At 62.1% G+C, this 14,780-nt stretch carries 12 protein-coding genes; 5 read left to right on the forward strand and 7 right to left on the reverse strand.

Going from position 1 to position 14,780, the window contains the following annotated elements; genetic code table 11:
• Positions 1–129 precede the first annotated feature (129 nt).
• From recG to gntU, 3 genes are all read right to left on the reverse strand, one after another.
• On the reverse strand, positions 130–2,199 hold the full coding sequence (gene recG / locus WJM78_RS00835; RefSeq protein ID WP_042033900.1) for an ATP-dependent DNA helicase RecG: 2,070 nt from the start codon (positions 2,197–2,199) through the stop codon (positions 130–132).
• A 190-nt stretch (positions 2,200–2,389) separates the two neighbouring features.
• Positions 2,390–3,739, reverse strand: coding sequence for a CDP-diacylglycerol--serine O-phosphatidyltransferase (pssA, locus tag WJM78_RS00840; protein ID WP_212514019.1), 1,350 nt, complete (start codon positions 3,737–3,739; stop codon positions 2,390–2,392).
• A gap of 146 nt (positions 3,740–3,885) precedes the next feature.
• The gene (gntU, locus tag WJM78_RS00845; RefSeq protein ID WP_339012702.1) at positions 3,886–5,226 is read right to left on the reverse strand and encodes a gluconate transporter; all 1,341 of its coding nucleotides are present in this window, start codon (positions 5,224–5,226) and stop codon (positions 3,886–3,888) included.
• A 245-nt stretch (positions 5,227–5,471) separates the two neighbouring features.
• Here gntU and WJM78_RS00850 point away from each other — a divergent pair, with 245 nt between their 5' ends.
• From WJM78_RS00850 to WJM78_RS00865, 4 genes are all read left to right on the forward strand, one after another.
• Positions 5,472–5,981, forward strand: coding sequence for a gluconokinase (locus WJM78_RS00850; RefSeq protein WP_108536511.1), 510 nt, complete (start codon positions 5,472–5,474; stop codon positions 5,979–5,981).
• The gene (gene edd / locus WJM78_RS00855) at positions 5,978–7,774 is read left to right on the forward strand and encodes a phosphogluconate dehydratase (protein WP_339012707.1); all 1,797 of its coding nucleotides are present in this window, start codon (positions 5,978–5,980) and stop codon (positions 7,772–7,774) included. Before WJM78_RS00850 ends, edd begins: the two co-directional genes overlap by 4 nt.
• Positions 7,775–7,783: 9 nt before the next feature.
• Positions 7,784–8,425 carry a bifunctional 4-hydroxy-2-oxoglutarate aldolase/2-dehydro-3-deoxy-phosphogluconate aldolase gene (locus tag WJM78_RS00860; RefSeq protein ID WP_339012710.1) on the forward strand — a complete coding sequence of 214 codons (642 nt, stop codon included), beginning with the start codon at positions 7,784–7,786 and terminating at the stop codon, positions 8,423–8,425.
• A gap of 139 nt (positions 8,426–8,564) precedes the next feature.
• Positions 8,565–9,257 carry an AraC family transcriptional regulator gene (locus tag WJM78_RS00865; RefSeq protein WP_339012713.1) on the forward strand — a complete coding sequence of 231 codons (693 nt, stop codon included), beginning with the start codon at positions 8,565–8,567 and terminating at the stop codon, positions 9,255–9,257.
• Here WJM78_RS00865 and WJM78_RS00870 read toward each other — a convergent pair.
• Entirely contained in the window at positions 9,246–9,635 is a 390-nt protein-coding gene (locus WJM78_RS00870; RefSeq protein ID WP_339012715.1) for a nuclear transport factor 2 family protein, read from the reverse strand. The genes WJM78_RS00865 and WJM78_RS00870 overlap by 12 nt on opposite strands.
• Before the next feature lie 113 nt (positions 9,636–9,748).
• Positions 9,749–10,756 (reverse strand): substrate-binding domain-containing protein, encoded by a 1,008-nt coding sequence (locus WJM78_RS00875; RefSeq protein WP_339012718.1) that lies wholly within the window; start codon positions 10,754–10,756, stop codon positions 9,749–9,751.
• Positions 10,757–10,845: 89 nt separating this feature from the next.
• On the opposite strand from WJM78_RS00875, the gene WJM78_RS00880 reads away from it, so the two are divergent.
• Entirely contained in the window at positions 10,846–11,496 is a 651-nt protein-coding gene (locus WJM78_RS00880) for a Qnr family pentapeptide repeat protein (protein WP_108536507.1), read from the forward strand.
• A 114-nt stretch (positions 11,497–11,610) separates the two neighbouring features.
• Here the strand turns inward: WJM78_RS00880 and WJM78_RS00885 are convergent, their stop codons facing one another.
• On the reverse strand, positions 11,611–13,011 hold the full coding sequence (locus WJM78_RS00885) for a peptidoglycan DD-metalloendopeptidase family protein (RefSeq protein WP_339012721.1): 1,401 nt from the start codon (positions 13,009–13,011) through the stop codon (positions 11,611–11,613).
• Between the two features lie 9 nt (positions 13,012–13,020).
• Positions 13,021–14,550 carry a 2,3-bisphosphoglycerate-independent phosphoglycerate mutase gene (gpmM, locus tag WJM78_RS00890; protein ID WP_275929387.1) on the reverse strand — a complete coding sequence of 510 codons (1,530 nt, stop codon included), beginning with the start codon at positions 14,548–14,550 and terminating at the stop codon, positions 13,021–13,023.
• Between the last annotated feature and the right edge of the window lie 230 nt (positions 14,551–14,780).

A 14,780-nucleotide genomic window follows, 5' to 3' on the forward strand; every position in this document is an offset into this window, starting at 1 on the left:
TTCTGCATTTGCCTTGGTCAGGCATTGGAATAGTGATCCCGTAAACCGAGCCAGTGGCGGATCAAGGGGTCTACGTGGGAGCCGTGTCTGTCCATCAGGCAATGTGCCCATCCTCTGCATTTGCCTTGGTCAGGCATTGGAATAGTGATCCCGTAAACCGAGCCAGCGGCGGATCAAGGGGTCCACGTGAGAGCCGTGTCTGTCCATCAGGAAGCGCGCCATCTTCTGCACTTGCGGGATGAGCGACTGGTCGCGCACTAGGTCGGCGATCTTGAGATCGGCCAACCCGGTCTGGCGGGTGCCGAGCAGTTCCCCCGGGCCGCGTAGCTCGAGATCGCGCTGGGCGATCAGGAAGCCGTCATTGGTCTCCCGCAATACCCCGAGCCGGCTCTGGGCCGTCTTCGACAAGGGTGCATGATAAAGCAGCACGCAGTGGGAGGCCACAGAGCCGCGACCGACCCGGCCACGCAGCTGGTGCAGCTGGGCCAGCCCGAGCCGCTCCGGGTTTTCGATGATCATCAGGCTGGCGTTGGGCACGTCCACCCCCACTTCGATGACGGTGGTGGCGACCAGTAACTGCAGTATGCCCGCCTTGAACTCCTCCATTACCCGCTGCTTCTCGATAGGGCGCATCCGGCCGTGTACCAGCCCGATATGCAGGCCGGGCAGCTGGTTTTGCAGCTCGGCGGCAGTATCCTCGGCGGCCTGGCACTCCAGCACCTCGGACTCTTCGATCAGGGTACAGACCCAGTATGCCTGTTTGCCCTCTTCACAGGCCAGCTTGACTCGATCTATCACATCCTGGCGACGGCTGTCCGGCAGGGCGACCGTGGTGATGGGGGTGCGGCCTGGTGGCAGCTCGTCGATGATGGAGGTGTCGAGATCGGCATAGGCGGTCATTGCCAGGGTGCGGGGAATGGGGGTGGCAGTCATGATGAGCTGATGGGGATGGACGCCCTCCCGCTCCCCTTTCTCGCGCAGGGCGAGGCGCTGGTGCACCCCGAATCTGTGCTGTTCGTCGATGATGACCAGGGCAAGGCGCTGGAACACCACCTGCTCCTGGAAGATGGCGTGGGTGCCCACCACCATCTTGACGCTGCCATCGGCAATGGCGGCGAGCTGAGCTTCTCGCGCCTTGCCCTTCTGTTTGCCAGCCAGCCAGCCGACCCCGATGCCGAGCGGTGCCAGCCAGTTGCCGAAGTTGATGGCGTGTTGTTCGGCCAGCAGCTCGGTCGGTGCCATCAGTCCCACCTGGCAGCCGTTACCGATGGCTTGCAGCGCCGCCAATGCTGCGACCAGCGTCTTGCCTGAACCCACGTCGCCCTGTACCAGCCGCATCATGGGGTAGCTGCGTTGCAGGTCCTGGCCGATTTCCGCCACCACCCGGTTCTGGGCACCGGTGGGCGTGAATGGCAGGGCGCCGAGCAGTTGTTCGACCAGCGCTGGCGCCGGTTTGAGGACTCGAGCCAGCTGGGTTTGCGCCTGGGCGCGGACTTTCAGTACCGAGAGGTTGTGGGCCAGCAGCTCTTCCAGCACCAGTCGCTGCTGCGCCGGGTGCTGGCCGCTTTCGAGCAGCGCCAGCGCCACCGAGGGGGGCGGGCGATGGAGCAGACGCAGGGCGGCGGCCAGTTCGATCTGCTGGGGATAGAGTCCGGCGGGCAGCAGCTCTTCCACGCCATAGAGGTCGAGTTGAGCCAGCGCCTGATCGGTGAGGTTACGCAGGGTGAGCTGGCGCAGCCCTTCGGTAGTCGGGTAGACGGGGGTGAGCGCCTCTTCGGTCTGGCCAGCTTGTTCTTCGCCGAGCAGCTTGTACTCGGGGTGGGCCATCTCCAGCCCGTATTTGCCGGGGCGCACCTCGCCGAAGCAGCGGATCAAGCGGCCCTGGCCCAGGCTGTTTTTCTGGGCGGCGGTGAAGTTGAAGAAGCGCAGGGTGAGGGTGCCGGTGCCGTCGCTGATGCGGCAGACCAGCATGCGGCGACGCCCCATCACCAGCTGGGTATCCTGGATTTCGCCCTCGACGGCGCCGTGCAGCCCGGGTGGCAGATCGCCAATGGGCCACACCTGGGTACGGTCCTCGTAGCGCAGGGGGAGGTGGAACAGCAGATCCTGTACCGTCGCCAGCCCCAGTCGCTCGAGTTTCTCCTGCATCTTGCTGCCGACGCCCTTGAGGCTGTCGAGGGAGATTTTATCCAATTTCATCAATTAGATGCCCGAAAACACTGTAAATATGTCCAGATGATAGGGGGTGTTGATGGCTCGATGCAAGCCGCGTTGCAGTGAGCAGGGCGGTTGGGCGGCTGCAAAAAGGCGGTGGCCATATGTGACAAAGGCCTGCCGAAAAACGGGAGGCCTTTTTTGTCGCGGCTTGCGGGCGGGATGCGCCCCGGCGTCAGATGATGCGTTTGAGCAGGATATGAGCCTTGACCCTGTGGATCCGGGCCAGCAGCTTGCGCACCTGTTCCGGGTAGTCCTTGATCTGCTCAATCTGATCGAAGTGGCTGATCCGCTTGGTGTTGGAGAGTATGTTCTCCCGCTCCCCATTGAACTGGGCGCGGAGGTGATGGCGACGATCATACACCAGCAGGCCGTTCTCCAGATCCAGCGCCCAGGCACGGGGGTTGAGGTTGCTGCCGGTGAGCAGCGCCCACTCGTCATCCACGAAGATCCCCTTGAGGTGGTAGGAGTTGCGCTCGCAGCACCACAACATCAGGTTGAGACGGCCTGCATCGATGTGATGCTGGTTGCGCTCGGCAAACTTGCGCAGATTGGTCTCGTACAGATAGGGCAGGCCGCCTATGGTGGTGAACCTCTCCTCCGGTGGGATGAAGAAGTCGTTGGCCGTCTTGTCGCCCACCACTATGCTCACCTTGCAACCGCGTTTGAGCAGGGCTTCGATGTCCTTGTTCAACTCCTTGGGCGGGTTGAAATAGGGGGTGCAGATGAAGATCTCCCGCTCGGTGGCACGCACCAGGGTACGAATCATCTTGTTGAGCTGATTGCCCCGCTTGCCAAGCCCGGTCATCGGGGTGATGGCGATCTCCTGGCTGTTGACCGGCATGCTCTCGAAGCGGTACTGGCCCACTCGCAGGCTTTGCTTGAAGCGGCGGATCGGCCCCTTCAGCTGCTTGGCAGTGGGAATGTCGGTGCGATCGAGTCGCTGCACTGCTTCGCTCTTGAGGAAGAGATCGTCCACATAGTTGACCATGCAGCAGGTCAGCTCCGGGCTGGTGATCTGGTGATAACGGTCGAAACGGTAGCGATCCTGCTGATGCAGGTAGATGTCGTTGAGGCTGGCACCCGAGTAGAGCAGGGTGTCATCGAAGATAAAGCCCTTGAGGTGCAACACACCGAGCAGCTCGCGCCCCTTCACCGGCACGCCGTAGATGGCGATCTGGTGCTCGTGACGGGCAGCCATGTCCTGATACATCAGGTGGTTACCCCCCTGCTCGCCTTTGCCGATCAGACCGCGCTGGGCACGGTGGAAGTCGACGAAGAGCTTGATGTCCAGAGCCGGGTTGCGCTGCTTGGCGGCGTAGAGGGCGGACAGTATCTCCCGTCCCGCTTCGTCATCCTGCAGGTAGAGGGCCACCAGATAGATGCGGTGTGTCGCGCTGGCGATGAGCGAAAGGATCCGGCTCTTGAAGTCCCTGGCGCTATTGAGCACCTGAAACTGATCTGCGGCGACGGCGATCTGGGGCAGACGAGCCAACAGTTGTCGATAATGTGCCGATGAATGCATAGAGAAACCTGAAATCACTGCGTTAAGCGTTCCACTCGGAGCGATGGATAGGCGATTCTAGCAACCTCGACCTGTTAGCCAAAGAAAGAATCGTCATAAAGATGAAAAAGGCCTCACATCGGAGGCCTTTTTGACTGCGGTTATGTTCAAAGGAAGCTGTAGATGATCATCGCCATGACGCCGCCCGTGGTGCCTATGATGGTCTCCATCACTGTCCAGGTCTGCAGGGTCTGCTTCTCGGAGAGGCCAAGATAGCGGTTGGCCAGCCAGAAGCCGGAGTCGTTGACGTGGGAGAGGACGATGGCCCCGCCACCGATGGCGATGGTCACGGCGGCCAGCTGGGCACCGTTAAGCCCGAGCGGCTCCAGCATCGGCAGCACCAGACCGCAGGCGGTCAGCATGGCGACCGTGGCGGAACCCTGAATGACCCGCACCGCGGCCGCCAGGATAAAGGCCAGCGCGACGATGGGCAGGCCGGAATCTGCCAGCATGTTGCCGAGAGCTGAACCTACTCCGGAATCAACCAGCACCTGCTTGAACACGCCACCGGCGCCGGTCACCAGTATGATGACGCCGGCTGGCTGGATGGCGCTGTTGCAGACGCTCATCACTTCGTCACGGGACATGCCGCGACGCACCCCCAGCAGGTAGAAGGCGGCCAGACAGGCGACCATGATGGCAGTGAAGGGATGACCGATGAACTCCAGCCAGTTGTGCAGGGTGGATCCCGCCTCGACGAAGCGGCCGACGATGGTCTTGAGGCCTATCAGCAGCAGCGGCAGCCCGATCAGGCCCATGGCCAGCCCGAACGAGGGCAGGGTCTTGCAGTCGTCGTGGGCACTGTTCTGGGCATCTGCGGGCAGCGGCACATCCACCACCTTGCTGATCAGTTCCCCGAACAGTGGTCCCGCCAGGATCAGGGCTGGTACGGCGGCGATCAGACCGAACAGTATCATGTAGCCAAAATCGGCCCCCAGCTGAGATGCCACCAGAATGGGGCCCGGCGCCGGAATAAGGAACGCCTGGCAGGTTGCGATGCCTGCCAGCAGCGCTATGCCTATCTTCACCACGCTGCCGCCGCCACGGCGGACGATGGCAAAGGCCACCCCGATCAGCAGCACCACGGCCACGTCGAAGAAGAGCGGAAGGGCGCAGATGAAGCCGGTCAGTGACATGGCCCAGTTGGCGCGCTTGACGCCAAAGGTACCGAGCAGGGTATGGGCCACCCGGTCGAGGGCGCCGGTGACCTCCATCACCTTGCCGAACATGGCGCCCAGCGCCACCACCACGGCCACGAAACCTAGGGTGCCGCCCATCCCTTTCTGGATGGTGTTGGCGATCTCGGCCGGGTTCATGCCGGCGGCGAGGCCAGCCACCATGGAGACCAGAATGAGGGAGACGACCGCGTGCAGGCGGGCCTTCATCACCAGAAAGAGCAGCAGCACTATGGAGCCGGCGGCCGTCATGATCAGGGATAGGTCAGACATTGTTGTGCGTTCCTTGTTCCAGATTCAGTATCGACACCCTGCCGATCCGTTGGCAGACCATATCTTTATGATTTATTTAGATTTATGGCCAGGGCTCAAGCTTGCTTGCCCAGGTGACTGTGAGTTCGCTCAGTCTGTGGCAGACTTCACATTTCTTGTTGTTACCGGTAACATGTTACCGGTAACGTGATAAGTTAGAACCCATCAGCAGCACGATTTTTGAAAAATGGGATAGAGGTCAAACAATGGCGGGCAAGAGCATTATTGTGATGGGTGTGTGTGGTAGCGGCAAGTCCAGCGTTGGCCTCAAGGTGGCCCAGGCACTGGGGGCCAAGTTCATCGATGGTGATGATCTGCATCCCAAGGCCAACATCCAGAAGATGGCTGGCGGCAAGCCCCTCAACGACGAGGATCGCGCCCCCTGGCTGGAGCGGATCCGCGACGCGGCTTACAGCCTGGAGCAGAAGAACGAGGTGGGCGTCATCGTCTGCTCGGCCCTCAAGAAGCAGTACCGTGACCAGATCCGCGAGGGCAATGACTCAGTGCATTTCCTGTTTCTGGATGGTGATCAGCCGCTTATCCTCGAACGGATGCGGGCACGGAAGGGCCATTTCATGCGGGAAACCATGGTACAAAGTCAGTTCGATACCCTGGAGCGCCCGGATGGCGAGGCCGGTGTATTCCACATCGACATAGACGGCACCTTCGAACAGGTGGTTGATAGGGCCGTCACAGCATTGGAGCAAGCCCAATGATCCATCAGGTTATTTCCAGCGTCACCGCCCGCATTCGCGAGCGCAGTGCCGCCCGTCGCCAGGCTTTTCTGGCCCGTATCCAGCGTCAGGCAGAGCAGGGCAAGACCCGCGCCGCGCTGGCCTGTGGCAACCTGGCGCACGCCGTGGCTGCCTGCAGCAGTGACGAGAAGGGTCGCATCCTCGACATGACCCGCGCCAACGTCGGCATCGTCACTGCCTACAACGACATGCTGAGCGCCCATCAGCCCTATCAGGGCTACCCGGACATCATCAAGGCGGCACTGGCCGAACTGGGCCACAGCGCTCAGGTGGCGGGTGGCGTACCGGCCATGTGTGATGGTGTGACTCAGGGTCAGCCGGGGATGGACATGTCCCTGTTTTCCCGCGATCTCATTGCTCAGGCGACCGCGCTGTCGCTCTCTCACAACACCTTCGACGCCACCCTGCTGCTCGGCATCTGCGACAAGATAGCCCCGGGCCAGATCATGGGGGCGCTCTCCCACGCGCACCTGCCCACCGCCTTCGTGCCGGCGGGCCCCATGGCCAGCGGCATCAGCAATGATGACAAGGTGAAGGTGCGCCAGCAGTACGCCGCCGGTGAAGTGGGTCGCGACGCCCTGCTGGAGATGGAGTGCGGTGCCTACCATGCACCGGGCACCTGTACCTTCTACGGCACTGCCAACACCAACCAGCTGGTGTTCGAGGCCATGGGCCTGATGCTGCCGGGCTCTGCCTTCGTCCATCCTCACAGCGAGTTGCGCCACGCTCTCACCGAAGAGGCTGCCCGCCGCATCAGCGCCATGATCCCGGGCTCTCCCGCCTACCGCCCCTTGAGCGAGGTGCTGGACGAGCGTGCCCTGGTCAATGGTCTGGTGGCCCTGCTCGCCTCTGGCGGCAGCACCAACCACAGCATCCACATGGTGGCGTTGGCACGGGCCGCCGGCCTGCACCTGACCTGGGACGACATCAGCGATCTCTCGGACGTGGTGCCGCTGCTGGTGCGCATGTACCCGAACGGCCCGGCCGATGTGAACGCCTTCGAACAGGCGGGCGGCGTGCCCGGCCTGATGCGCCGTCTGGCGCAAGAGGGGCTGATCCACATGGATGCCACCCCGGTGTTTGGCGAGATGCAGGATTACCTCAGCCGTCCGGCGTTGTTCGATGGCAAGCTGGTGTGGCAGCCGGTGGGCGAAAGCAGCGATGCGAGCGTGCTCTCACCCTCTGGCAGCGTATTCCAAGCCACCGGAGGCACCAAGCTGCTGGCGGGCAATCTGGGTCGCGCCGTGGTCAAGGTCTCTGCCGTCGCCCCCGAGTATCGGGTGATTGAAGCCCCGGCCCGGGTCTTCTCCTCCCAGCATGCGGTGGAAGCGGCCTACAAGGCGGGTGATCTCAATCAGGACGCCGTTATCGTGGTGCGTCACAATGGCCCGGCCGCCAACGGCATGCCGGAGCTGCACAAGCTGATGCCGGTGCTCGGCAACCTGCAGAAGGCGGGTCACAAGGTGGCGCTGGTTACCGATGGCCGTCTCTCCGGTGCCTCCGGCAAGATCCCGGCCGCCATCCACGTCACCCCGGAAGCGCTGCACGGCGGGGCCATCGGCCTGTTGCAAGATGGCGATCTGCTGCGGGTGGACGCGGTGACTGGTTGTCTCGACTGCCTGACCGATTTGAGTGGCCGTACCCAGGCCGAGATTGACCTCACTCTGGAACAAGAGGGGTGGGGCCGTGAACTGTTCAGCGTGATGCGTCGCGCGGTATCGAGCGCCGAGTGCGGCGCCACCATCTTTGATTAAGGAAGAGTTATGCAGAACTGGAAAGTGACCCCTGCCGAGGTGTTTGCCGCCTCTCCGCTGGTGCCCGTGATGGTCATAAGCGACTTGGATCAGGCCCTGCCGATGGCCAAGGCGCTGCAGGCTGGCGGCATCTCGGTGTTCGAAATCACCCTGCGCACCTCGGTGGCGCTCGACGCCATCGCCCTCATCGCCAAGGCGATGCCGGACGCCATGGTCGGTGCCGGTACCGTGCTCAACTGCGCGCAGTTTGACGCTGCCGTCGCTGCCGGTGCCCGCTTCGTCATCTCCCCGGGTATGACTCCGGCGCTGCTGGCCTACGCGGCCAAGAGTACCGCGCCGCTGATCCCGGGTGTTGCCACGCCTTCCGAGGTGATGCAGGCGCTGGAAGCGGGCTACGACCACCTGAAGTTCTTCCCGGCTGAAGCGAACGGCGGCACCAAGGCGCTCTCCGCCATTGCCGCTCCGCTGCCCCAGGTGAAGTTCTGCCCCACCGGCGGTATCGGCCCGAAAAACGTGGCCGACTATCTGGCGCTCAAGTGCGTGGCCACCGTCGGCGGCTCCTGGATGCTGCCGGCCGATGCGGTCAAGAGCGGCAACTGGGAAGAGGTGACCCGCCTCTCCCGCGAAGCGGTTGAGCTGGTTAAACGTTAAGCCTCAGTTGTGCAGAAAACCAAACAGGCCACCCTCGGGTGGCCTGCTTCTTTTGGCCATTCTGACGGCGGAAAAGCCATTTACAGGGTGCCGTCTGCTCCCTTATGGTCGTGGTCGGTTTCTTATCCGGCTGGCCGATATGTCTTTTCTCCATCGCTTCTGCCCGCAAGGGCACTTCACTCCGCTGCACTGCCATCCACAGGCTCAGTATTGCTACATGCACGACGGTGGCGGCGTTATCACCGGCGGTGCTGCCAGCGAGCTGCTGGTTGCCGGCCAGCTCTGCTTTATTCCGGCAGGCTGGGAGCACGAATTTCGCGTGCTGCGCCACTCTCGCCTCTCGCTTATCTATACCCCATCGTCCGTATCAGCCCCTTTTGGCCTGCGGCAGGTGACACCGCTGCTGGCCGGCCTCTTTGCCCGCCTCGGCGAGCTGGAGGAGGGGGCCGAGCGGGAGGCCTATCTGACGGTGATTGGCCACGAGTTGGCGCGAGCTGCCCCGCAAGCGGCCCAGCCTGCGCTGGCGGCCAACCTCGACCCGCGCCTGCTGCGGGTGCTGGAGCGCTTCTGTCAGGCGCCCTCCATCAACACCACGCTTGCCGAGCTGGCCGTGGATTGCGGTGCTTCGCTGCGCACCCTCAACCGGCTTTTCCTCCAGCAACTGGGCTGTACCTTCCGCCAGTGGCGCGAGCAGGTGGTGATGGGGCGGGCCCGCCAGTTGCAGTATCAGGGATTCACATCGACGCAGATTGCCGACCTGCTCGGTTACGAAGATCCCGCCACCTTCTCCCGCGCGCTCCAGCGTTTCGCTGGGCGCGACTCAGCGTCGTGAACCTATGTCGGCATCCTGCTCGCTGCCGCTCAGCAGGCAGGTCACCTCGTCGGTCTGGCAGATCTTGCCGTCGCGAAAGGTGAAGAGACCGCTCACCTTGCAGACCAGCGGGGCGTCATCGTGGCGGGTGGCTCGTACCACATGGGTCGAGTGCACCCTGTCCCCTTGCGCGATGGTGGCGACAAACTCGATGGTGGCTTCGGCCAGATGATCTCTCAGCGTCGCAATGTGCTGGCGAAAGGCGGCGTAGTCGAGCTGCTCGCCATTCACCTGCTGGCTGTAATCCGGTGTGAACCACTGGTCGAGCTCGGCCAGGGTAAACCGAGGATCGCAGACAACGCGCTGCAGGCAGGCTTGCAATCGTTCGGTGTTGTTCATTTTATGCTCCTGAAATGTGGCTGTAATGCCGGGCCAGCATAGAGCAGAGGATGGTGATAAGAGGTTGCAGGATGCGCCATCATAGCGGTTAAACACGCCATGATGGCTGGGGGTCAGCCCAGACTTTCCCCGACATAGAGGGAGAAGCCGATATCCTTGCGGGTATCGGGTTGGGATTGGCCGTTGAGACGTGCCAGCAGCATGGTGGCCGCCTCCCGACCTATCGCTTCCCGCGGGGTGGCGATACTGGCCAGCTTGGGGGTCATGGCGTGGCCGATGTCGAGGGCGTTGCAACCGGCGATGGCGATCTGCTGGGGCACCGGGATCCACTTGGCCTGACACTGCAGCAGGGCGCCCACCGCCAGGTCATCGTTGGTACAGAAGAGACCGTCGAGGTCGGGATAGCGCACCAGCGCCTGATCCAGCAGCTGGCCACCCAGAGTGAAGCTGGAAGATTGCTCGGTTAGCAGATGCTGGCCGGTGAGGCCGACGTCGGTCATCGCCTGATAGTAACCCTCCATCCGCAGCTGGGTGCGCACGTCGAGCCGCGCGCCGAGATAGACCACCTTGCGTCGGCCCCGGCGCAGCATCTCTGTTACCATGGCCCGGGCGGCGGCTCTATGATCCATGCCGACCACCATGTCGATGGGGGCTTGCGGCAGATCCATGGTTTCCACTACCGGAATGCCGGCGGTGGCGATCATCTTGCGGGTGCGCTCGGTGTGCTGGCTGTCGGAGAGGATCAGGCCGTCCACGTGATAGGAGAGCAGGGAGGCCACCTGCTCCTCTTCCCGTTCCGGGCTGTAGCCGTAGTGAGCGAGCAGGGTCTGGTAGCCGGCAGGCCGGGTCACGGACTCAATGCCGTGCACCACGGCGGAAAAGACCTGGTTGGAGAGCGAGGGGATCAGGATGCCGATCGCCCTGCTGGTGGCGTTGGAAAGAATGTCCGGTGCCCGGTTGGGGATGTAGCCCTGTTCCTCCACCGCGGCGGCGATCCGCTCACGGGTGCCCTCGGCCACGGCCTGCGGATCGCGCAGGTAGCGGCTGACGGTCATCTTGGTGACCCCGGTCAGGTTGGCTATGTCCTGCAGGGTAGGGCGGCGCTTTCGGGTATCGTTCATCTCGGGATCCGGCAAAAATGTTACAGGTAACATTACCGTTTTTGTTTAACAAAGTCAGCATATGACGCCATCGGCAGGAGACTATTCGCATGATCAAGGGCAAGTGCTTCGAGGGGACGCGTTTCGAGCAGCAGGATGTGGCGGGAGAGTGTTTCACGGAGTGCCGCTTTATCGACTGCAACTTCTCTTGGTTGGATTTGAGCGAGAGCCGCTTCGTCGACTGCAGTTTTTACGAGCGGGAGCGCGAGCTGGGCTGCCAGCTGCAGGGCTGCGATCTGCGGGAGGCCAGTTTCCTTCGCTGTGATTTGACCCTGGCGGATCTTGGCCGCAGCCAGTGTCTGGGGCTGGAGATGCGTGACTGCCAGGCCATGGGCATCAACTTCGCCCGAGCCAGCTTCGCCAACCAGATCACCATCAAGAGCTACTTCTGCGAAGCGCATCTTACGGGCAATAACTTCAGCTACGCCAACTTCGATGGCTGTGTGCTGGAGCGCTGCGAGCTGACCGGCAATCGCTGGCAGGGAGCCAGCCTGCTGGGTGCTTCGCTGGCCGGCTCCGATCTGAGCGGCTCAGCGTTTGGCCAGATAGAGTGGACCAGTTTCAACCTGCAGGGCTGCGATTTGCGCCAGTGCGACCTGCCGGGGCTGGATCTGCGTCGGGTCAATCTGGACGGGGTGCAGATCAATGAAGAGCAGCAGCAGGGGTTGCTCGAACAACTCGGCCTCATCGTCTTCCCCTGATCCCAGCAGGCGAAAACGGGGTAAATTTCCGTCATTCTATGCCGCTGACAGGGCCGTCGGCGACGATCAAAAAAGCCTGCGTCATGCAGGCTTGTGGTCATCGAGTGTGCGGGGTCAGCGTTTGGCTAACCACTTGGTCGGGTTGATGGCTTCACCCTGATAGCGGATCTCGAAATAGAGGCCGGATCTGTCCTGGCCGCCACTGTCGCCGACCAGTGCCACGGGTTCGCCCTGTTCCACGCTCTGACCCACCTGACGCAGCAGCGACTGATTGTGACCGTAGAGGCTCATGTAGCCACGGCCGTGGTCGATCACCAGCAGCATGCCGAAGCCATCCAGCCAGTCGGCGTAAACCACCTGGCCCGGTGCGACCGCCTTGACCTGGGTCCCTTCGCTGGCACCGATCAGGGTGCCTTTCCACTTGAGCTCTGCGGTGCGGGGTGAGCCGTAGGAGATGAGGATCGGGCCCTGCACTGGCCAGCGCAGGCTGCCGTTGGTGCTGAGACCGCCGTAGCCGCCACTGCTTGGCTTGGTGCTCCGCGCGGCGGCTTGCTGCTCCGCTACCCTGTTCTGTTGTTCGGTGACTTTCTGCTGTTGGGCTGCGAGCCGTTGCTGCTCGCCGACTTTCTGCTGCTGTGCCGCGATCCGCTGTTGTTCGGCAATCCGCTTCTGTTCGGCGGCCAGGCGCTGTGCCTCCAGACGGCGCTGGCGCTCCTGCTCGGCTTTCAGCTTGGCCAGCCGCTCCCGCTCGGCCCGTTCACGGCGCTCCTGCTCTTCCCGCTGGCGACGCAGCTCTTCCAACCGGGCTTTCAGGGCTTTCTCTGCCTTGACCAGCTTGGTCAGCTTTTGTTCGTCGTTTTGTACCGATTGCTGCAGCTGGTTGCGTACTTTGGCGCGGCTCTGTTGACTGGCAAGCAGGGCCTGATGGTGCTCCTGCTGTTCGCTTAGCAGGGCTTGCAGCTTGCTCTCGGTCTCTTTGGTGGCCTGCTGGTTTTTGGCCAGCTTGGTGTGGGTCACACGCAGGGCGTCGATGGCCTCGATACGGGCCTTGTTGAGGTAGTCGTAGTAATCGAGAGAACGGCTCAGTTTGGCCGGGTCCTGCTGATTGAGTAGCAGTTTGAGGTAATCGTGGTTGCCCGCCTGGAAGGCGCTTTCAGCCTGCTTGGCCAGCAACTGTTTCTGATATTTTGCTTGTAGTTCCAGTGCCTGCTTGTCTTTTTGCAGGGTCGCCAGCTTCTGCTGGTTCTGTTTCAACTGCTGCTTGGTCTGGTTGAGTTTGGCGGCGGCCGCCGAGATGGCCTGCTCATCGGCCTTGAGCTGGGTGTTGAGTTTGGCCAGCTCCTGCTTGCTGAGCTTGATGCTCTTCTGTTGCTCTTTGATCTGGGACTGCATGGTGCCGAGCTGCTGATTGGCAGCCCAGGCGTTGCCCGCGATAAACCACAGGCAAAAAAACAGCGCGCCGGCCAACTGGCCGACGCGACTGGTTTTGTTTGAAATAACTTCGCATCCCCGCATGGGGAAGGATTATTTCAGAATCATCAGGGGCTTGCCAGTCATTTCCGGCGGGACAGGCAGACCCATCAGGGTCAGCATGGTCGGAGCCAGATCGGACAATTTGCCACCTTCAACCACCTCGGACTTGCGACCGAAATAGATGAGGGGAACCGGCAGGTTGGTGTGGGCTGTGTGCGCCTGACCTGTCTCTTCGTCCAGCATCTTCTCGGCGTTGCCGTGGTCGGCGGTGATCAGGCATTCGCCACCTACTTCGGCCAGGGCCTCGGTGACCCGACCAATGCAGTGATCAACCGCTTCACAGGCCTTGACGGCCGCATCGAACACACCGGTGTGGCCGACCATGTCGCCGTTCGGGTAGTTGCAGATGATGGTGTCGTACTTGCCGCTCTTGATGGCGGCCACCAGCTTGTCGGTCAGCTCTTCGGAGCTCATTTCCGGCTGCAGGTCATAGGTGGCCACTTTCGGGCTGGCAACGATCTCGCGATCTTCACCGGTGAAGCAGGACTCTTCGCCGCCGTTGAAGAAGAAGGTCACGTGAGCGTACTTCTCGGTTTCGGAGATGCGCAGCTGGGTCTTGCCCTGCTTGGCCAGCCACTCACCCAGGGTGTTCACCAGGGCGGTCGGCGGATAGGCACAGGCAGTTTTGATGTCGGCCGCGTATTCGGTCAGCATCACGAAGTTCAGCGCCGGGGTGGCGGCACGGGCGAAGCCGGTGAAGTCGCTGTCGACGAAGGCGCGGGTGATCTCACGGGCGCGGTCGGCACGGAAGTTCATGAAGATCAGGGCATCGCCATCCTGCATGGGGGCGGCGGCACCGATGCGGGTGGCCTTGACGAACTCGTCGTTCTCGTCGCGGGCATAGGCGGCGGCCAGGGCTTCGCTGGCGCTGTCGGCGGTGAACTCGCCCTTGCCTTGAGTCATCAGGTCATAGGCTTGCTGCACGCGATCCCAGCGGTTGTCACGGTCCATGGCGAAGTAGCGGCCGATCATGGAGGCGAAACGACCCTTGCCCAGACGGGCAAACAGGGCATCGAACTGTTCGATGGAAGACTGGGCAGAGCGCGGCGGTACGTCACGGCCATCCAGGAAGGCGTGGAAGTAGATCTGCTCGGCGCCACGTTTGGCGGCCATCTCGATCATGCCCATGATGTGCTCTTCGTGGCTGTGTACGCCACCCGGGGACATCAGACCCATGATGTGAACGGCCTTGCCCTTGGTCACGGCAGCATCAACAGCCTTGGCCAGTTCGACGTTCTGGAAGAAGTCGCCGTCTTTGATCTCTTTGGAGATGCGGGTCAGCTCTTGATAAACGATGCGACCGGCACCGATGTTGACGTGGCCCACTTCGGAGTTACCCATCTGGCCATCCGGCAGACCCACGTCCAGGCCGGAGCCGGAGATCAGGGTGCTGGTGTAGTCACGGGCGAGACGGTCGAGGTTGGGAGTCTTGGCGGCAGCGACGGCGTTGTGCTCTTGCTTGGTGCTGTAGCCCCAACCGTCCATGATGACGAGAACCAAAGGTTTCTTAGCTGTTGACATAAGGCTATGTCCTCTCGGATAGGAATGAATTGCGGGAAGTGAAACTAGCGTAATATTACTACATCTGCCGAAATAGTCACCTGATAGCCAAGCCTCGGCCACCGTCGCTCAAGGCTGTTGCCAGCCTGTTTCCCCTTTGTCGCCGGCTTGTCTCCCTGCTCGACGAATCCTCGCCCCAAAGCGTCGGACGCCATTTTTTATTCCGATCCTTTATCGCGCCCCTGCCCGAT

It is taken from the genome of Aeromonas popoffii (assembly GCF_037818705.1).
GTDB classification, from domain to species: Bacteria; Pseudomonadota; Gammaproteobacteria; order Enterobacterales; family Aeromonadaceae; genus Aeromonas; species Aeromonas popoffii.